The sequence below is a fragment of the Pseudomonas sp. GW821-FHT09E04 genome (assembly GCF_059416185.1).
This window is the reverse complement of record NZ_JBWKOR010000001.1, coordinates 813,482-832,102: the sequence shown is the minus strand read 5'-3', so window position 1 is coordinate 832,102 and position 18,621 is coordinate 813,482. Positions and strand designations below refer to the sequence as shown.

Here is an 18,621-nt window from a genome sequence, read left to right as displayed (position 1 = left end):
CCGGGAGAGGGCTAGGGTGAGGGCAGCGGCCTGACAGTCACTGCAACTTATGTAGTTGTTTACTCTCAAGCATCGACACTTTACCTGCCGGCCCAGTCAACAAATTACTGAGCGACTGATCAAACTTCTGCAACGCCCGAACCTGAACTTCCTGCTGCTGATTTATATCCGCAACAATCTCCTCCGAACGCTTGAAGTCCGCCCAGACCGGCGTCAACTCTTTCGCCTCGGAGCCCTTGGCCGTCCCGATGTAGTTCAACTTCCCGTCATAAAAGTCCGCACTCACATCCGCCTTGATGTCCGAACTGCGCGAGGTAATCAACTGGCTGTGAGTGTCGACGATCGCCACCACATCCGGGTTGGCCGCACGCAGGCTCTGCATGTCCGGGTACACCGTGACCGAGCCGAACTGGCGTTGCAGCGAGGCTTTCACCCAATCCACCGCCATGTCCGGTTTCGAAGTGGCGACGTAGGCGTCATGGATCGGCTGTACCAATAAACTCTGGCCGAAACCGGTGCCGGCGTTGGCCTGATAGTCGCGCAGGTATTCGCGGTTGGTCTGGGTGCTCGGGCTGTAGACGACGCCCAGCGAGACACCGGGACCGCTTTTGACCTGAGCGACGCTGCTGCGGCCGACCGGTTGGGTGAACAGCGTGTCGAGGGAAGAAACCGCTTTTGGAGCGGTGGGAACGGAACAGGCGGACAACGCTAAAACTGATATCGCCAAGGTACTGGCAAAGGCAAGTTTCATGGTGAGTCTCCCGTGAAGCAACTTCAGTCGGAAAGTCAGAGGTGTCGGGGTTGATTAAATGGAACCGGCGACAGTTGCCTCAGACTACTCCCGCGAAACTGAAAACAACCTGACAATTTGCTGAATGACTGTCATGCAATAGTTTTATTGGCTGTAAGCGTTTTTGATTAATTGCCGCGGGAAATAAAAAAGGCGCCAATCAACGATTTGCGCCTTTTATTTATGGCTGGTTAAACAACCATCAGTTTTTCAATGGGATCAGCACTTGCTCGTCCGGCGACAGCACCATGAACACCAGCAACTTGGCTGGCTTGGTTTTGCTGGCGTTTTTCGACACCAGATGTTCGGAGCCGGCGGGTTCGTACCAGAACTGGCCCTTCTTGTAGGTGATCGCTTGTTCGCCCTTGACCTGGGAAGTCACTTCGCCTTCGAGCACATACGCCATGGCCGTGCCGTCGTGTTTGTGGGCGATGGAAGACTGGCCGGGTTTGTAGTCGACTTCGATCATCATGGCTTTTTTGCCGGGGGCGTTTTTCAGCATCTGGTCCTGCAAGACCGAGATTTTCTCGGAGGCATCGTGGGCCAGAACTGGAACGGAGATGCTCAGGGCAAGCGCGGCGGCGAAGCAGTGCAGGAGTTTCATGGCGGGTCACCTGTGAAGTGGGGGAGTCGGTCTTCACAGTAGTCCGCGTGCCGGTCTAATCAAACGGCCAATATTCGGGAAGATCGGGTGACCAATCCTGATTCCCCGCAAACCAGAAAAACCATAGCCTTCGGCAGCCCCGCGGGTTTCCCCGAGGCTGCCGAAGGCTGCAATTTTCTGGAGTTTCAAACGATAGGAAACGAGTTGAAATCGACGCTGTTGGCCAGCCGACTGTCGATCAGATCGATAAACCCCTGAGCCTCAGGCCGGTTGAAATGCGCCTGCATCGCCGCTTCCGACTGCCAATGGGCACTGACCGTCCAGCGGTGGCTGTCGTCGGGGCAGCGGTCGACCATATAGGAATCGCAGCCCGGTGTTTCGCGCAGGGTTTCGACGATCTTCTGCAACTGCTTGCCCAGCTCCTCGGAGCGGCCGGCCGCAGCCTGCACCTGTACGGTGTTGATCACTTCGTTGGACATTGCTCACACTCCTGAATCAGGCCGGACGAATCCTGCTCATTGAGGGATAACGCCTGTGCAGAATAGGCCTGCACCCCCGGATCACCAATAACCAATCGGCGGGTAATCCGTTAGACCAATCTATCAGGCGACCTGTTGCAGAATGTCGCGCAGGCGATCCAGCGCGATATCGATGTCCAGCGTCTCGATGGCGCCGAAGCCGAAGTACATTCCGCTTCTGGCCGGCTGCTGGTAATAGAAGCCGTCGATGGCGTACAGCCCGACTTCGACCTTTTTCGCCAGTTCGATCACCAGCGGCAAGTCGATCGGCACCCGGCAGAACACCGCCATATGAAAGCCCGCGCTCGCCGGCACAGCCTCCAGCCACGGCGCGAGGTCGGTGGCCATGCGCGCCAGGATCCGCTCGCGGCGCTGGGCGTAAATGGTGTGGCAGCGGCGAATGTGCTTGAGCAGGCAGCCCTCGGCGATGAACTTGGCCAGCGCCCATTGCGGCAGGGTGGAAGCGTGCAGATCGGTGAGCTGCTTGGCACGGATCACCGCTTCGAGGATCGCTGGCGGCAGAATCGCGTAACCGAGCCGCAGCTCCGGCAGCAGGGTCTTGGAGAAGGTGCCGACGTAAGCCACGATGCCGCGCTGATCGAGGTTGTGCAGCGAATCCGTCGGCCGGCCCTCGTAGCGGAACTCGCTGTCATAGTCGTCCTCGATGATGATCGCGCCGAGCTCGTAGGCCCGGGCCAGCAAGGCCTCGCGCCGCGCCTGACTCATCGACATGCCCAGCGGGAACTGGTGCGACGGCGTCACGTAGATCAACCGGGTGCCGTCGGGAATGTGCTGCACCTGAATCCCTTCCGCATCCACCGGCACCCCGACCACGGTGGCGCCGTGAGTACCGAACAGCAGCCGTGCCGGCGGATAACCCGGATCTTCCATCGCCACCAGACTGCCGGGGCGCAGCAGCACCCGGGCGATCAGGTCCAGCGCCTGCTGCGCGCCGTTGCACACCACAATGTCTTCGTCCTGGCAGTTCACGCCACGGGAAAACGCGATGTGCCGGGCAATCGCATTGCGCAGCGCCGGCAAGCCTTCCGCAACGCTGTAAAAACCTTTGGAACCCGCCATTTGCCGCATCGCATGGGATACACAGCGGCGCCAGTCATCGTGGGGGAACTGGCCCTTGCTGGTGGCGCCGCCGATGAAGTCGTAACGCAGCGAGCCTTCCAGCGTCGGGTGGCGCAGGAACACCGGCAGGTTGCACCAGCTCTCGATCACCTCGGAACTGGCCAGTTCGGAATGACTTTGCTTGCGCTGCATCGGCGTGGCGCGAGCGTTGACGTAAGTGCCTTTGCCGATCACCCCGGTGAGGAAGTTTTCGTAAGTCAGCTGCGCGTAAGTGTCGGAAATGGTCTTGCGCGAAATCCCCAGTTGCTCGGCGAGCAAGCGGCTGGGCGGCAGTTGCGTGCCGGCGGCCAGACGCCCGGATTCAATGGCGCCCCGCAGTTGCTGATACAACTGACCGGCCAGATCCTTGCGGCCGTTGATCACGACATGAAGTTCCATACCGACGGGGCTCCTGGGGGCGAATGAGGCGGATTGTGCGCCCGCCAGATTACTCCCGAATGCACGCGGGGCAGAAGTTGCGTAGTGCAAATATCCGGAATTGGCGCAAAACCCTGTGGGAGCTGGCTTGCCAGCGATGAGGGCATCACATTCAACATGGATGTTCACTGACACACCGCTATCGCTGGCAAGCCAGCTCCCACAGGTATCGTGTTCGACTCGGATTCAGTGGTCTGCCGGTTTTCCGTGGAATTGGGGCTGTAACCCTGGCCTGTCAGCGCATACCGTGAAATCACTCTTCTGCTGCCCGAGACCCGCCCATGTCCCCGCGTCTGGATTACTACAGCGCTTCACCCAAAGCCATGAAAGCGATGATTGCCCTGGAAGCGCTGACCAGCAGCCTGAGCATCGAGGCGCCGTTGCTGCACCTGATCAAGATCCGCGCCTCGCAACTCAACGGCTGCGCATTCTGCACCGACATGCACTCGGTGGAAGCGCGGCGGGCAGGGGAGACGGATCGGCGGCTGTACGCCATCGCGGTCTGGCGCGACAGCGGCTTCTTCAACCTGCGCGAGCGGGCGGCGCTGGCCTGGACCGAGGCGGTGACGCTGCTGGCGGATAGCCGGGTGCCTGACGATGTTTATCAGCAGGCGCGGGAACAGTTCAGCGAAACCGAACTGGTGGACCTGACCATGGCTGTCAGCACCATCAACAGCTGGAATCGCCTGGCGGTGAGTTTTCGGCAGATTCCCAGTGACTGATCACTAGCCGTTGATCGCTCCCACGCCCCCACACGTTGATCGTTCCCACGTCGAGGCGTCGAACCGTCCGCGTGGGAATGCCTCTGGGGACGCTCCGCGTCCAGTGACGCAGAGCGTCACGGGCTGCATTCCCACGCAGGAGCGTGGGAACGATCAGTTAGTTCGGCGGCCGCTGCGGTTTCACCGACGTGCCAAACGTATTGCCCATCCGCGTACTGGTAGCCGCCGGCGTCGCCAGCCCCACCTGATTCGGCGGGCGCTTGTTGACCGGCACATTCATCGCTTCCTGATTCTTCTGCGCAGCCGCCGCGCCGTCGGGGTTGTTGCCCATCTGCTGGCTCAGGCAGTCGTAATTCGGCGCCTTGTAACCGCCCACGGTCACCTCGACGCAACCCACTGCCTGCTCGGCATGCACGCCGCCCGACAGCGTCAACAACAGCCCGCTCAGCGCCAATGTCCACAGTGATTTCATGCTGGCCTCCTGGCCGGCCCGAAGGGGCCGCTCTAGCTCAAGAGTCTAGTGCAACGGCGGCGCCGATCCCGTGATGGTTTTTTTGCAGTGGCCGTCACACCAGATTCATAAACAGCCCTCAGGATGACGGTTTTCAGGGATACATCAGCCGTGCAGCGAGGCCGTGCCAGGGAGGATGTTGTGCGCTCAGCGCTCGTGCGCCAGCTCTGTCTGGGGCTGCTGCTTGGCTTGTTTCTGAGCCGCGCCAGCGCCGACCCGGTGCCAGCGTCGATGCGCATGACGCTACACATCCCGGCCCAGGAGCTGGCCCGCGCCCTCGATCAGTTCAGCCGCGCCACCGGCATGGCGGTACTTGTCGACAGCCAGTTGAGTCGCGGTCGACGCTCGTTGGCGGTGGATGGCGAATTCACCGCCGCCGAAGCGTTGCGGCGGATGCTCGGTGGCAGCGGGTTGATGGCCAAGTACAGCCGCGACGACGCGTTCACCTTGCAGGTGGCGCAAGTCGAGGAAGTGCCATTGCCGGCGGAGAAACCAACCCCCGCCAGCGTCGCGGTCAACCGCAGTTACGCCACGGCGGTGCAGGCAGCGATTGAACGCAACCTGTGCCGTTCGCCACTGACCCGGCCCGGCAGTTTTCGCGCGGTGTTGCAGCTGTGGATCGGCCGCGACGGCGTGGTGCAGCACAACCGGTTGGTCACCTCGACCGGCGATGTTCGGCGCGATGCCGCGCTGGTAGACAGTTTTCACACGCTCAGGATCGACCGGCCGACACCCGGCGCATTGCGCCAGCCAGTCACCTTGCTGTTGTTACCCGAATCGTCAGGAAAGCGCATGGAATGCACACAATGGGAAGGAGTTTCCGGGGGATGAAAGACGCCGGACAAAGTTCGATGGTCCAGCTGTTCCTGACGTCCTACGAGGACTTTCGGGTGCGCCTGCGACGCCGCCTCGGCTCGGAGGACCTGGCCAACGACGTGCTGCACGAAACCTACCTGCGGGTCGACCGCATGGAAGCGCCGCCAAACCTGCTGCGGCCCAACGCCTACCTCTATCGCATGGCCCTGAACATCGCCGCCGACCGCCGCCAGGCCGATGCGCGGCTGCTCACCGGCAGCGAAGTCGAAGAACTGCTGCAAGTCAGCGACGAAGCGCTGGACCCGATGCGCGTGGTCGGCGGCCAGAAGGAAATCCAGTCCCTGCTCAGCGCCCTCTACGAGCTGCCGGCCCGGCGCCGCCGGATCTTCATCGCCGCACGCCTGGAAGAAGCGCCGCACCTGGAAATCTCCCAGCGTTTCGGCATCTCCACGCGCATGGTCGAGAAGGAAATCAAGGCTGCCCTCGGACACTGCGCGGCCAAACTGGAAAGAAAAGTGTTTCAGCGGTTCGGTCGCGGGGCCGGAAAACCGTCTAGTGAATGAAGCTCCCGATCAACCCGTCGAGTACCTGTGCGTTTGAACATCTTCCGTCTGACACCTGCCGAGCCCACGCCTGCCGAGCGTCTGCAAAGCGAAGCCCGCGACTGGCTGATCCTGCTGACCTCCGGCCGCGCCACGGTCGCCGACGCCCGAGCGTTGCGCCAGTGGTGCGCCCAAAGCCCCGAACACGCCCGCGCCTTCGAAGAGTGCAAAGCCTTGTGGCACCTGCTGCAACCGGCGGCCGAAGCGACGCAGGCGCCACGTCGGTTTGGACGCCGGGCCTTTCTCGGTGGCGCGATTGCCGCATCGGCGGCGTTCCTGCTGGTACGCGGCACGATTCCGGGCGGGTTCTCCGGGCTCGGCGCCGATTACATCACTGAAGTCGGCCAGCAACGTCGGGTCGAACCGGCCGATGGCCTGAGCCTGGAATTGAACACCCAGACCCGCATCAACCAGCGCTCGGTGGATGAGGGCGTGCAAGGCTTTGAACTGGTCAGCGGCGAAGTCGAAGTGCAAACCGCACGGCTGCCGATGGCGATGCAGGCGGGTAGTGGTTGGCTACGGGCGAGCAGGGCGCGATTCAACTTGCGAAACCTCGATCAACAGGTCTGTGTGACTTGCCTGGATGGCGCAGTAGAAGTGGAAGTTGAAGGCCGCAGCCTGCGACTGGAACCGGGCCAGCAATTGACCTATGACGCGCAACAGGTTGGCACGGTGCAAAGCGTCGACACGGCGGCGGTGATGAACTGGCGTCAGCAAGTGCTGGTGTTCAACGGTGCGACCCTGAGTCAGATGATTGATGAGATCAACCGCTATCGCCCGGGGATGTTGTTGCTGCTGAATCGCGATCTCGGCCAGCGCCGGGTGCAGGCGCGGTTCTCCCTCGATCAACTGGCCGGCGTAGGTGCACTGATCCGTGATGCCTACGGCGTCAAATGCACCGAGTTGCCGGGCGGCGTAGTCGTTCTCAGCTAATCACTGCAAGGGCCCCATGACCTGCCGGTACTTCTCTGGCCCTTGCGGTGTTTGCCGAGTCAACCGCACCTCCAACCCCAACGGATCCTCCCGCCGGTTCCCGCTCAACTGCCGCCACCCCTTGTCCGCCTCCCAAACCCGCACCTGCAAATCACTCACTTCACCCAAAACCGCCACCCCCGCAGTCGGCGCCGGCAACGGATACCGACTCCGCGCCGGCGCCACCGCGCGATACAACGTGTCCCCCTTGAGCCACCACCGAACCCGCTGCAACGCCCCCGGCTGATCCGCCGCACTACGAATGATGTCCAGTCGAAACCCCTTGCTGTCACTGCTGCGCACCGTAACGGCGGGCGGCGCCGTCGCTGGTTCATCCTCCGTGCCGACCTTCTTCGGCTCCGTCAGCTCGATCCCGGCGCGCATCTCCACATCCCGCTGCATCTGATTCAACGCCCGCAACAGGCTGTCGCTCTGCTCACCACTGGCCTGCAAATGGCTGTCGGCGCGCGTGACACTGTCCAGCCCCTTCCAGGCAATCAGACTGACCACCGCCATCAACAGAATCGCGACCATCACCTCGATCAGCGTAAAACCTTGTTGTCTGTTCATTGCACGCTAATCCGGCCCGAAGCATCCCGCAGCACACTCAACCGATTGAGCCCGTCAGACAGCGTCAACTGCAACGGCGGATTGATCCACTCCGCGTTGAGCACCACTTTCTGCTTCGGCTCCACCCGCACCTCCAGCTTCGGACTCTGCCAGGGACGCGGCCGCAACTGCGGGTCCCGATCGAAATGATCAAAACCCTTGCCACTGTCACTGCGCCGACTGAACCGAAACCCCTTGCCATCGCTCAACCACGCAATCGGCCGGCCATCGGCGCGGGCCTCAGCCTGGGCAATCTGCAGCAACTGCGCCACACGCTCGGCGTCCTTGCGCAGCAACTGCAACGGATCGGGCTTGATACTCAGACTGATCGCCGCACTGGCGATGCCGATGATCACCAGCACCACCATCAACTCGATCAGCGTAAAACCCTGCTGCCTGCACCGGTTCATCGATTGCGCACTCCCTTGCGTCCAGCCCCGTCCAAAAAACCATCCTGCACGGCCAACATGTAAGGCGTGTGAAATAAAACCGTGAGAATTGCCGCGTAGTCTGGTCACCGGGACTAAAAGGAGATTCAGCCCATGAGATACACCGCACGCTTTTCACCCCCCCAAATCATCCAGGCCGCCGCACTGCTGGCCGCCCTGGTCGGCATCGCCACCTGGTCATCCCTGCTCCTGACCACCGCCGAATCCCACACACCGGCGGCTACTCCGCAACTGCTCGCTGCGCGCAGCGATAACCCGGCGTTGCAGTGGTTTTCCAACCGCACGGCGCCGGTGGAGATCAAGGTCAGCGGCGTGATGGCGGGGAGTCGCGGGGCGGTGGCGATTTTGAGTTTGAACGACGGACCGCCGAGGAGTTTTTTGCAGGGGGAGCGGGTGAGTCCAGGAGTGAAGTTGGTGGCGGTGGAGGGGGATGGGGTGGTGATTGAGCAGGGGGGGGAGCGGGTGCGGTTGGGGGTTGAGAGGTTGGGGGAGGAGGTGGAGATGCCTAGGTTGGTGAGGCCGTGATTTTTTAGGGAGGGAGGTAGTTATTTTGGCGTTTCAGTCGGGTGGTTGGTACTGAATCGCCGGGGATGTACTTGATTGCTTTAGACTAACCAGAGGAGGCATGTTGTAAATGTTCGCGTTCAGCCATTAGCAGGCGCACAAAAAATGAAGATATCGACCCTAATCCGTTATTCAAGACCCACGGTCTGCGACGCCCAGACACCGTGCACCTCCGCCAACCGACGCTACACTTGCTTCTGAGGCTATTGATCGGTCGGAAAAATCCGATAGCCCTAGACACTCTGCGAAAAGCAATACCGTCCAGCGACGGACCATGCACTACAACCGCTTGCTACCAAATAACAATGACAAGAAATCCAAGTTAAAGCTTCGCTCAAGCTGATTAATAAAGGATAACGGAATGCGTGGATCAATGTGGACAAAATGGGATTTGCACCTGCATAGCCCGCTGACAAACTTAAACAACCAATTTAAAACATCTATCGAAGACTTTGCGAAGAAAATTGTTGAACACAATATCGCGCTGGCGGGTATAACCAATTATTTTTTCTTTCAACAAGATGAGCTCGAGAAAATTAGAGGTGCGCTATCCCAGATTAATTCCGATACAACCATTCTAGGAAACTTAGAATTTCGACTAGCACAACCAAACAAAGATGGCGAGTGGATTAACGTCCATCTAATTTTTTCTGAGCGGTTCACAACAAAACAAATAAACTCAGTGCTTGAAAAATTTAAAGTAGTGAATACCAGCGACCAAGGAATGACAATTTGGTGCTCGGAAGAATCATTCAAAGAGCATTCTGTAAAAATATCAGACATTGTCGTTGATCTAAAATCTCTACTTGAGCATATTCAAGGTTCGATGCAACTGGGTAGCGATTTTCTGCTGGCTATATGCCCCTGTGGATACGGTGGATTTCAGCCTAAGGCGACTGAAGGACGTTCAGTGGCCGTTGCGAAAGAAATTGATAAACATGGACAGTTAGTTTTTGGTAGAGAGCGAGATCGAGCTTTTTTTCTTGATAGCACACGCTATGAAGGTGCCGTCGCTAAGCCTGTTTATGTTTGCTCAGATGCGCACAGTATTGAATTGGTTGGCTCTAAATACACGTGGGTTAAAGCCTCCCCAAACTTTCAGGGTTTAAGGCAGACTATCTTCGAGCCCTCAGATAGGGTGCAGCAATCGGACAGTTTTACTGAAAAAACCTTTATTAAGCCGTATTTTAGTGAAATATCTATATCCGGTAGAATATTCAAAGACAGCGAGCTGAGCTTTAAAAAACAAGTAATACCGTTGAATCCAAATTTGGTCGCCATCATCGGGGGGCGGGGTACAGGGAAAAGCATTTTTTTGGATTCAATGCTTTCTAGGCTTAGCAAGCAGTCACCTTCACAAAGAGCTGGCGAAATTAGCGTTGAAAAAATTACGATCACATTGAATCAAGGGGGTGATTCTGGTAGGCGCCTAACTTTTGATGAGCTTACGAGTGATGCCTACTCGTATTTACATGTTTCGCAAGGCGATATACATAGTTTTAGCAAAAATCCTAGCTCACTAAGCGCAGAAATAAAACGCATGTTGAGCATCAGGGATGAAGAATTTGACCAAGTAACCACTCAGGAAATTAGTGAAAATCTAAGTGCCTACCGAGACTTTATAGAATTTTGGCAAACCAAAGATAACGCTGGGGAGTTAATAAATACACCGCAATATCAAGAAGGTGTGATCGAGAAAAACTCAAGACTAATAATAACTTTAACTAGCGATCAAAATAAGGGGCTGATTGAGAAGTATCAAGAGAACTCTAGTGCTTTAAATGCATATGCAAAGACCATGGCAAGTTCAAATGAGCTAAAAGCCTTAATTGAGCGCACTCTGAAGTCTTTAAATGAGCGGATCACTGAGTACAATAATCAGAATGCATCGGCGAAGAGCGTTGAGTCCATTAATGCTGAACGGTCTCTGCTTGCTTTGGCGGAGAATATTGAAAACGCACATCAAGAATCGCTAAAGGTTTCAAGCGCAAATGAGTCCATTAAAGCGGAATTTACAAAGCAAGGCATAAATCAAGATATCTCTTCGTTACTTAATAAAGTAAAGGAGTATCAGTCCGCCATAGATCACGCCAATCAAAAGCTTGTCGAAATAAAAGAGAGAACCGAGCGTTACCATAAGTTGGTAGCGCGTCGAGGAGAGCTTGCGACAAGTTATAATGTTTTTGTTGAAGGAAACAGGCTTTCTGTAGATGTTGCATTTGGAGCTTTGCAGCAAGTCAATAATGAGTGGAATGACGAGCAAAATAGGATTGTGCAAGATATTCTTAAAAATATTCATATTTCCGGTATGGCTACTTTTGATACGGATAAGTTCTACAATGGCTTAGAAAGCTGTCTTAATCGTGGAAAATTTCGATCCTCCGGTGATAGAACTACAAGGCAAAAGCTGGAGGAGACGTTTAATGTGACGGATAGCGCTTCGTTTCTCCAGCTCATTAGTGGGCAAAAAATTGTTTTTATAGGGCAGAAAATAGTTAGTATTGAGGAGTTTTTCTGGGAATCGGAGTATTTTAATCAAGGAGGGCGATATGAGTTGATGAATTTTCTTTTCAATCCGAGATCCATGCAGGTTTACTACTATGTTAATGCTCAATTCACGTATAAGGGAAAGCCAGTAAGTAAGCTCTCAGTTGGGCAGCGAGGAACATTTTATGTTTGTTTGAAACTTGCAACCGATCCATTTGGTAGTCCATTCGTTTTTGATCAGCCGGAAGATGATCTTGATAATGAGTTTATTGTCTCGGATCTTGTGCCTTTGTTTAAAGCAATTAAAAAATATAGACAAGTTATAATTGTTACGCATAATGCAAACCTTGTTGTTAATTCTGACGCCGAGCAAGTTGTAGTCGCCAGTAACGATGGTGATATAATTTCCTACACGGGCGGTGCGCTTGAGGACGGAAACGTTAGGGACGAACAGGGAATAAAAGCAATGGTTTGCCGCATATTAGAGGGTGGACATGCCGCTTTCGAAAATCGTGAAAGGAAATATGGTATAGCGTAGAAGCTTGGTGGTAGAGGGAATAAATCAGTCCCCTTTGTTACGTTTGTTACACGGGCCATCGCCGCAATACAAAAAAATTAAATTATTAAAGAGTCCACGCCAAATGTATTCAGACGACACAAAAAGTCTTATTCAGTCGCATTTGGAGCAATTACAAGGCAGCCGCAGCGCGGTTGCGGATATTGCCACCCTCGAGCGTCTACTTAAAAAGCTAAAAAATAACAAATTTACTGAAGAGGGAGAGGATGAAGACGAGGAAGATGAAGATCCTCTAGAATTAATAATTCAAATAAATGATCAAGAACATCAATGGGAAGTCGAAACTTGGCGTTCTTCGGTTGAGGCTAGCCAAAGTGTGCTCAAAGCGAGCTTAGTCATCACTGGCGGATCTGCAGTAGCGTTGCTAGCTTTTGCTGGCTCGGCATGGAACTCGTTAAAGCCTGAAGGGATAGAGTCGCTAGGCATTACCCTAAAAATTCTAGGCTTTGCGATTTTTTTAACAGCACTGGCTGGATGCTCGAAATACTTAGCCCAGCACTTCTACTTGTTACGAAAGCCCCAGCACAAAAAGATCGGAGATCGATTTCAGAATCTATTTTTAATACTTATTATCAGTTCGTATGGCCTGATACTGGCTGCATACTTTGAGGCGGGAAACATGCTATCAATGTTTAATATTGTACGACCAATAATGATCAATTAATCACTCAGCAACCGTGGCTCTTGATTTTTATGACATGCGTTCAAAATCCTGCCCAGGGTCGTACTGAATTGCCCCTGATTTCGTAGGCGCTAACCGACTACTCTGGCCGAAATCAGACCTTGCCGAGCGGCCAGAAGCGAAAATTCAAGACCTCTATCAAATTGGGGTATATTCAGCCCCGGGGGAGTGACAAACAGAGTGAAAATGGAGCTTTATATATGGAAGTGAAAGACTTAATGACGTTGGCCTTCTCAGGTGGGGCATTACTCGTTTCATTCGCAGCACTATATTTTTCACAACTACATAAACCTTCCAGCGCGATGTTAATTCTTCTCGAAAGAACATTTACACCTGAATCTGTTTTGTTGCAATTTGGAGACAATATTTACGATATACCTAAGGATCGTACCGTTAGCCCTGCAATACGACATCTCAGATACACCTTAAGCAATAATGGCAAACAGGCGCTATATGTAAAATCTGTAGAGATCCTTAGGGGGCCTGACAAGCTCGGTCATATGCGTTCAACTCATCCATTCACAGTTTTATACGATGCAGAGATGACTTCCTGCCTACTCGATCCGGGGCAAATCCTGCCAATTTATATAAATCACCCCCTTGAGCTTAAGCTCCCCAGTGATTTCGACTATGTCTTTAATGCTTATGAGCTAGTTAGCGTTGAGTTGATTTCAGCTGACGGTGCTCGATATCAAATTTGCCATGATATTTCAAATCTTGGGGCCAGCGGGCCTGAGTTTCATCACCCTCTATGGGACGGTGTTTCTCTCGGGGCTCCAATAAGAGGCTCCGGTTTTATCTAAAAAGCGATCATTCTGCCCATTCACAAGATGGAAATTTTGTTTGAATTAAAAGGGGGGTGATTTATTTCTAGAAATAAATCACCCCCCCCTTTTTAGTGGTTCCCTAGGCGCACAAATCGGCGGATTCTGGCGTAGTCGTAGGCATTGCGCGCTCTGTTCAACAACGTCTTCAGCCGAGCCAGCGCTGGCCAATTCTGGCTTAAATTAAACACCTGTATCCCCACCTTCAAGAAAGGGGAAACTAAATAGATCAATCCTCTGAGTACTTTTTGTAAGAGGATTTTAATCTATAATTAATGATGTATTTTCGATATCTATATCAATCGCGACCAGGGATGTCAATTTACCAGTCTCCATGATTCGCATGAACTCAACCAGGTTTACGCAACTGAAGTCGGAAATTCTTTTTTCAACAGGTGACGGAGCAAGAATTACCATTATTTTATAGACTTTTCTAATATTTTGAATCGCAATGCCTCGCTGTTTTAACTCGTCAATCACAGTTGGCAGGTTTTTCACAACCCAATGGCACTTTGATATGAACTTGCTAGCGTAGGATTTCTTTCCCGTGATGAACTTGCTAAAATCATCACGGAAGAGTTTTGGTTCGGTGTTGAATCGAACGTTTTTTGCCTCAATTACGAACAGTGCATTTTGTTTTTCAAAGTAACCGATAAAGTCGATTTCGCCCACATTTTCTGGCGGGGTAACTACTTTTCCTTGCGTTCGATAGCGCTCTACCGAAGATATTGCGTAAATGCCAACTTGCGCAAGGCTCTTAGATACCACATTTTCAAACCATTTTCCCGCCTTGTTAGATAGAAGGGTTAGATGGGTTTCTATGTCTGGAGTCTTCCATTCTTCTGGTAGTTTTTGGTAGCATGTGTTGTTGATTAATATATTTAACGCATCGAGCGCCATCGATCTAGAAAAAAATAGTACAGGAATGCCATTGTGAATAAACTCAAAAAAGCCGCGATGATACGCTCGATGCTCCTGTTTTGGGCTAAATAGTGTTCGATTTTCCAAATTCTTGGCGCGTACGCTGAAACCATGAACGGCTTGTTCGGCTTGTTCAGCGCTAATATTAAATTCTTTCCTTAGGTCCCTGATAATTGTAGCTTTAGGAACTACTCCAGTAGGATTAGCCTCCGACTCGATATAGACTCTCAAGAAATTAACTAGCTGCGCGTAATTCAAACCAAGGTGTTCATGAAATGGTGGGTTAAGAACGCGGCTGTGATCTTCTATGTCAACGCTATAAGGGAGGCCTTTGATTCTAGATGTTATTTCTTGCCTCTCACTTCGAATATCTAAAATATAGCGGGGGTCTGAGTCTTGTGGGACATTAAAATAAATATCTTCTCGCTCATTTAAGATGAGTTCGACACGTTCGTGAAGAAATTTGTAACCGTCGATCCGTAAATAGGTTGAGCACATTTCCTCAATTGAAATAAATATTCTAGATAATGCCGCTATTTTTTCTCGATCAGTTAGGTTGTCTTCCTTCGTTCCTAGCAAAATTGTGCTATGTCTGCAAAGGTGTTCCAGTAGATACTTCATTCCTCGCCTGGAGTGACTGGAGTAACTTTGCCAATATTTATCATCGGCGGTGGACAAGGAGAACTGGTGATGTGCTGCGTTCTTCTTTGCATATTCCTCGTATTGGTCGAGTACAAACATGACCAGTGATAGTGCGTCAAGAATTTGAATGTTTTCTTTTAGTACTAGCTCGTGCTCGCTATACTTAACCATGCAGACGGAAATAATTTCTTCCAGCTCAGTTATTCGCCCTGACGGGAATGTGGAAAATATTTTCATCTTGATTCGCTGATACTGTTCTTTTTCATACTCTTGAATAGGGCGAAAATAATTATCGGTCACAAGTATGTCCTTATCGTTGCGATTTGTGGTGCTGTATCTATGAAAGGGGACTGATTTATTTCAATCGTAGAATATAAATCAGTCATTTTTTCAAATGATATCAGCTTCAGGGGGATGTGTTCGCCGGACGCTTACGTTTGTTGGGGCATGGGGACGGATCTGTCGTGGGATCCGAGACGCAATGAGAATTCCGATAAACACGAACGTTTAAAAAGACATCTCCAGACACTCTCTCAGGCTACATATCCTTGCGCCGTTGCCTACAGCTACGCCAGAATCCGCCGGCTTGTGCGCTTTGTACCTGGTCTTTATCGTCTACGTGTCGCTGGCAACCCAGCGACCGGGTTTAGCGACCCGACCAGGTATAAGTTCAACGACGCTCCCGTTTGTCGCAGACATTTGCGATGACGATATGGTGGCTGTGCGTGGGAGACCTTCGGGTCTGCCGGGTCTTATACCTCTCGGTTCGCTAACCCGCGCACAGCTGCCACCCTTACTTGTTTAGCGACAGGTGTTGGTGGTTCCACCAGGTATAAAAATGGAGCTTCACCATGATCAAACCAACACCCAACCCGCCCGAAACCGAATCGGTTTCCCCCTACGAATCCATCGATTCCAGAAAACTCCACGAAGCCGCCGACCGCGCGCTCGACCATTACCTCTGTCCCCCCGGCTCCACGCCGCCTCCACGCAGAACCCGCGGGATGTATGCCGTGACTGCGGACAATAAAAACGAAGAACTGCTGATTGATGCCAGTGAAACACTCGCCTCGGCCCAAACCATTGCCCAGAACATCGCCAGTCTGGTGCCGGCTTCGCAGCGTCGGGCGTTGGTAGGGATTGCGCAGTTGATCATGCTCGGGGAGCTGGCGGTGAATCGGGCGTTGGATAATTTGCAATTGCCGGTGAGGCAGACCTCGGGATCACCTGCTGATTAAGCTGGTGTCTCTGGCGCCTTCGCGAGCACGTCGAATCGTCGCAGCGTCGCTCCCACAGGGATTTATGTTGATCACAGATATTGTGTAGGACGCTGAAATCTGGGGGAGCTGGCTGGCAGCAAAAAATGGGGGCTGATTTACTTTCTGGCATTCAATCAGTCTCCTTTCATGCTAGAACCCTTCAGCCTCTACCACCGGCACCAATGGAATGAAAAAGCTTTTAATCGCAGCAATCCTCGCCGTAGTAACCGTGCTGTATGTCGGCTACTACGAAGCCCTTGAGGACGGGGATATCGAGACCATTGTCTTCATCAAGAAGCACCCGACGTTTCAGATGAAGTTCTACAACATCCACGCTAACGATGGAGAGATCAGGAAGGTAGAGCGCCTGACAGCAGAGGAGAGGGGGTGGATTATTGATTACTGCAGGTATCGCTTGGGAATCGACACAGACCTGAAGACTCAGGATGACGTCGAGATGTGCCGCAAAAAATAGAACTGCTTATTTGGCCGAGATCGTCAGTCACACCTGACAACCTCGGCCATTTTCTTTCCGGCTGTTGAGCGACAGCGCTCAGCCGCTTACGTCTTCACCTCAACATGATCCAACGCCTGATTCACAGCCAACCCCGCAACCATAACCACCTGCGCAATCCCCAGCGCTGTCTTGCGGTGGGCGGGTTCCAGGATCGCGGCGAAGTTGCTGAGCATTTCGCTGGCGGAGCCGAGGGACTCGCTGGCGTTGGCCAGGAGGGATTCGCTGTTGTAGGCGGGGTTGGCCAGGAACATGGGGTCGTGTTTGGTGTGGCTGCCCATGATGCGTTGCTGTGGGGTGAGGTAGTGGTCGAGGGCGCGTTCGGCGGCTTCGTTGAGGGTTCGGGAGTCGGGGAATTGGTAGGGGGAAACTGGGTCGGTTTCTGGTGGGTTTGGTGTTGGTTTGATCATTGATGTAACTCCTCATGCTTCAAAAAGGGAGGCCATCCAATTTCGCTACCAAACGAAGGTGGCGGCCATGCTCAGGTTGGTAGACCGGCACATGAGGAACCCGGCGCACCCGAAGGTGCCCTGTGCATGACCACCATAAAGCCGAGACGAAACGACGCCGCGAATGGTGATGCTGTGCAACTCTCATGTGCGGGCTACCAAACCCGATCACTGTTTTTCAGTGACCCGGAAACGATAAGACCCGCACCCCAGACGCACAAGCCGGCGGATTCTGGCGTAGTCGTAGGTAATGACGCAAGGTTGTGTAGCCTTGGGGAAGTAACGGTTGGTGTCTTTTAAACGGGGTTTTTGGGGTGGGTAAACGGGTGATTCAACAAGCGGCCCTCACCCCAGCCCTCTCCCGGAGGGAGAGGGGGCCGACCGAGGTGTCTGGCGTTGTACATCGACCTGAGCGACCGAGTTGATTATGTATTTGGAGGCAAGCGTTCACGTCGATTTTGGGTTCAACGCGGTTGGTGCGAGTTGGTGAAGATATTCAGGTTGGTATCGGAAATTTCCCACGGTCGATTCGCTTGCATACAAGCGGTCCAACGCTTCCGGCGGGCTAGGGATTCTCGGGGCGGCTGAGTAACGTCTCCAGCCGAGCTAGCGGCGGCGCATCTTGGTTGCGGTCAAACACCTGAACTCCAACCTTGAGCAACCGTCCATTCTCTGCCGCTGCGATCGCCTGCTCACACCGCAACAACAACCTCCCTTGATCACACTCCACCGCCTTAACCCCCATCGGCAATCGCCCCTCCAACCGCAATTCCGCCATCCGACTCTGCGCCGCAATCATCGCAATCGAGCGATCCCGCAGTATCCCGCTGCTCTGCGTCATCAACCCCGCCACACGAACAGCGGCGGACATGGCGACGGCGATGATCGCCAGCGCCACGAGCACTTCAATCAGGGTGAATCCGGCTTGCGAGGAGGGGGTGCGCATCGGGGTCTCGGGCGGTCGGGCAGCCCTTGACGCTAACGCCCGTGCTTGACGGCTTGACGACGAAAACACCCGAGGATTTTCAACATCCCTGACATATCTTCTTGCAACACTGCGCGTCGAATCGAATCAAGCCAGGGAATGACGAGATGGATATCGCGCAATTCAAACAGCCCAGTCGACCGAGCCGGATGCCCCGTGGGCAGCAGGGTTTCACGCTGATCGAGATCATGGTGGTCGTGGTGATTCTCGGGATTCTGGCGGCGATGGTGGTGCCCAAGGTGCTCGACCGGCCGGATCAGGCGCGGGCCACGGCGGCGAAGCAGGACATTGGCGGGTTGATGCAGGCGCTGAAGCTGTATCGCCTCGATCACGGTACTTACCCGAGTCAGAGCCAGGGCCTGAAGGTGCTGGTGGAGCGGCCGGCCGATGCGAAGAACACCAACTGGCGTTCGTACCTGGAGCGCCTGCCGAATGACCCGTGGGGTCGTCCTTATCAGTACCTCAATCCCGGTGCCAACGGCGAGATCGACATCTTTTCCCTCGGCGCCGACGGCCAGCCTGACGGCGACGGTGTGAATGCCGACATCGGTTCCTGGCAGTTGTAAG

General features: G+C 53.9%; 21 protein-coding genes. 11 read left to right on the top strand and 10 right to left on the bottom strand.

From position 1 onward, the window contains the following. Positions 1-37 precede the first annotated feature (37 nt). The 4 genes from AC07N4_RS03695 to pdxR form a co-directional block, all read right to left on the bottom strand. Entirely contained in the window at positions 38-751 is a 714-nt protein-coding gene (locus tag AC07N4_RS03695) for an ATPase (protein WP_493064973.1), read from the bottom strand. Positions 752-992: 241 nt separating this feature from the next. Continuing rightward, entirely contained in the window at positions 993-1,394 is a 402-nt protein-coding gene (locus AC07N4_RS03690) for a cupin domain-containing protein (protein WP_493064972.1), read from the bottom strand. 185 nt (positions 1,395-1,579) lie between these two features. After that, entirely contained in the window at positions 1,580-1,873 is a 294-nt protein-coding gene (locus AC07N4_RS03685; RefSeq protein ID WP_096820028.1) for a putative quinol monooxygenase, read from the bottom strand. Positions 1,874-1,996: 123 nt separating this feature from the next. After that, entirely contained in the window at positions 1,997-3,430 is a 1,434-nt protein-coding gene (gene pdxR / locus AC07N4_RS03680; protein WP_493064971.1) for a MocR-like pyridoxine biosynthesis transcription factor PdxR, read from the bottom strand. A 320-nt stretch (positions 3,431-3,750) separates the two neighbouring features. Between pdxR and AC07N4_RS03675 the strand changes: the two genes are divergently transcribed. Then, positions 3,751-4,191 carry a carboxymuconolactone decarboxylase family protein gene (locus AC07N4_RS03675; RefSeq protein ID WP_273539867.1) on the top strand — a complete coding sequence of 147 codons (441 nt, stop codon included), beginning with the start codon at positions 3,751-3,753 and terminating at the stop codon, positions 4,189-4,191. 157 nt (positions 4,192-4,348) lie between these two features. Here the strand turns inward: AC07N4_RS03675 and AC07N4_RS03670 are convergent, their stop codons facing one another. Next, on the bottom strand, positions 4,349-4,663 hold the full coding sequence (locus AC07N4_RS03670) for a hypothetical protein (protein ID WP_025109823.1): 315 nt from the start codon (positions 4,661-4,663) through the stop codon (positions 4,349-4,351). Positions 4,664-4,786: 123 nt separating this feature from the next. Here AC07N4_RS03670 and AC07N4_RS03665 point away from each other — a divergent pair, with 123 nt between their 5' ends. Genes AC07N4_RS03665 through AC07N4_RS03655 form a run of 3 tightly spaced genes read left to right on the top strand, consistent with a single transcriptional unit; the run spans position 4,787 to position 7,053 of the window. Then, the gene (locus AC07N4_RS03665) at positions 4,787-5,533 is read left to right on the top strand and encodes an STN domain-containing protein (RefSeq protein WP_493064970.1); all 747 of its coding nucleotides are present in this window, start codon (positions 4,787-4,789) and stop codon (positions 5,531-5,533) included. Next, positions 5,530-6,081, top strand: a complete 552-nt coding sequence (locus tag AC07N4_RS03660) for an RNA polymerase sigma factor (RefSeq protein WP_011334580.1) — start codon at positions 5,530-5,532, stop codon at positions 6,079-6,081. Before AC07N4_RS03665 ends, AC07N4_RS03660 begins: the two co-directional genes overlap by 4 nt. 33 nt (positions 6,082-6,114) lie before the next feature. Beyond that, positions 6,115-7,053, top strand: coding sequence for a FecR family protein (locus AC07N4_RS03655; RefSeq protein ID WP_493065199.1), 939 nt, complete (start codon positions 6,115-6,117; stop codon positions 7,051-7,053). Here the strand turns inward: AC07N4_RS03655 and AC07N4_RS03650 are convergent, their stop codons facing one another. Together AC07N4_RS03650 and gspH are read right to left on the bottom strand one after the other, a co-directional pair. Then, positions 7,054-7,662 carry a type II secretion system protein GspJ gene (locus AC07N4_RS03650; RefSeq protein ID WP_207982988.1) on the bottom strand — a complete coding sequence of 203 codons (609 nt, stop codon included), beginning with the start codon at positions 7,660-7,662 and terminating at the stop codon, positions 7,054-7,056. Beyond that, the gene (gspH, locus tag AC07N4_RS03645) at positions 7,659-8,111 is read right to left on the bottom strand and encodes a type II secretion system minor pseudopilin GspH (RefSeq protein ID WP_011334577.1); all 453 of its coding nucleotides are present in this window, start codon (positions 8,109-8,111) and stop codon (positions 7,659-7,661) included. The genes AC07N4_RS03650 and gspH overlap by 4 nt, the downstream gene beginning before the upstream one ends. Before the next feature lie 132 nt (positions 8,112-8,243). On the opposite strand from gspH, the gene AC07N4_RS03640 reads away from it, so the two are divergent. From AC07N4_RS03640 to AC07N4_RS03625, 4 genes are all read left to right on the top strand, one after another. Beyond that, entirely contained in the window at positions 8,244-8,675 is a 432-nt protein-coding gene (locus tag AC07N4_RS03640) for a type II secretion system protein N (protein ID WP_493064969.1), read from the top strand. Between the two features lie 400 nt (positions 8,676-9,075). Continuing rightward, positions 9,076-11,739 (top strand): TrlF family AAA-like ATPase, encoded by a 2,664-nt coding sequence (locus AC07N4_RS03635; RefSeq protein ID WP_493064968.1) that lies wholly within the window; start codon positions 9,076-9,078, stop codon positions 11,737-11,739. A gap of 103 nt (positions 11,740-11,842) precedes the next feature. Continuing rightward, positions 11,843-12,442, top strand: a complete 600-nt coding sequence (locus AC07N4_RS03630; protein ID WP_493064967.1) for a hypothetical protein — start codon at positions 11,843-11,845, stop codon at positions 12,440-12,442. 218 nt (positions 12,443-12,660) lie between these two features. Further along, positions 12,661-13,263, top strand: a complete 603-nt coding sequence (locus AC07N4_RS03625) for a hypothetical protein (RefSeq protein WP_493064966.1) — start codon at positions 12,661-12,663, stop codon at positions 13,261-13,263. A 282-nt stretch (positions 13,264-13,545) separates the two neighbouring features. Here the strand turns inward: AC07N4_RS03625 and AC07N4_RS03620 are convergent, their stop codons facing one another. Further along, positions 13,546-15,147 carry a hypothetical protein gene (locus tag AC07N4_RS03620; protein WP_493064965.1) on the bottom strand — a complete coding sequence of 534 codons (1,602 nt, stop codon included), beginning with the start codon at positions 15,145-15,147 and terminating at the stop codon, positions 13,546-13,548. Between the two features lie 551 nt (positions 15,148-15,698). Between AC07N4_RS03620 and AC07N4_RS03615 the strand changes: the two genes are divergently transcribed. Further along, positions 15,699-16,085 (top strand): DUF6124 family protein, encoded by a 387-nt coding sequence (locus tag AC07N4_RS03615; protein WP_166223025.1) that lies wholly within the window; start codon positions 15,699-15,701, stop codon positions 16,083-16,085. A gap of 208 nt (positions 16,086-16,293) precedes the next feature. After that, on the top strand, positions 16,294-16,581 hold the full coding sequence (locus AC07N4_RS03610) for a hypothetical protein (protein ID WP_011334569.1): 288 nt from the start codon (positions 16,294-16,296) through the stop codon (positions 16,579-16,581). 86 nt (positions 16,582-16,667) lie between these two features. Here the strand turns inward: AC07N4_RS03610 and AC07N4_RS03605 are convergent, their stop codons facing one another. Both AC07N4_RS03605 and gspI read right to left on the bottom strand, forming a co-directional pair. Further along, positions 16,668-17,030 (bottom strand): DUF6124 family protein, encoded by a 363-nt coding sequence (locus AC07N4_RS03605; protein WP_114883563.1) that lies wholly within the window; start codon positions 17,028-17,030, stop codon positions 16,668-16,670. A gap of 604 nt (positions 17,031-17,634) precedes the next feature. Further along, positions 17,635-18,015: a type II secretion system minor pseudopilin GspI gene (gene gspI, locus AC07N4_RS03600; RefSeq protein WP_493064964.1), complete on the bottom strand. Its 381-nt coding sequence runs from the start codon at positions 18,013-18,015 to the stop codon at positions 17,635-17,637. Positions 18,016-18,161: 146 nt separating this feature from the next. On the opposite strand from gspI, the gene gspG reads away from it, so the two are divergent. After that, positions 18,162-18,620, top strand: a complete 459-nt coding sequence (gene gspG / locus AC07N4_RS03595; RefSeq protein ID WP_085610505.1) for a type II secretion system major pseudopilin GspG — start codon at positions 18,162-18,164, stop codon at positions 18,618-18,620. The last annotated feature ends 1 nt before the right edge of the window (position 18,621 follow it).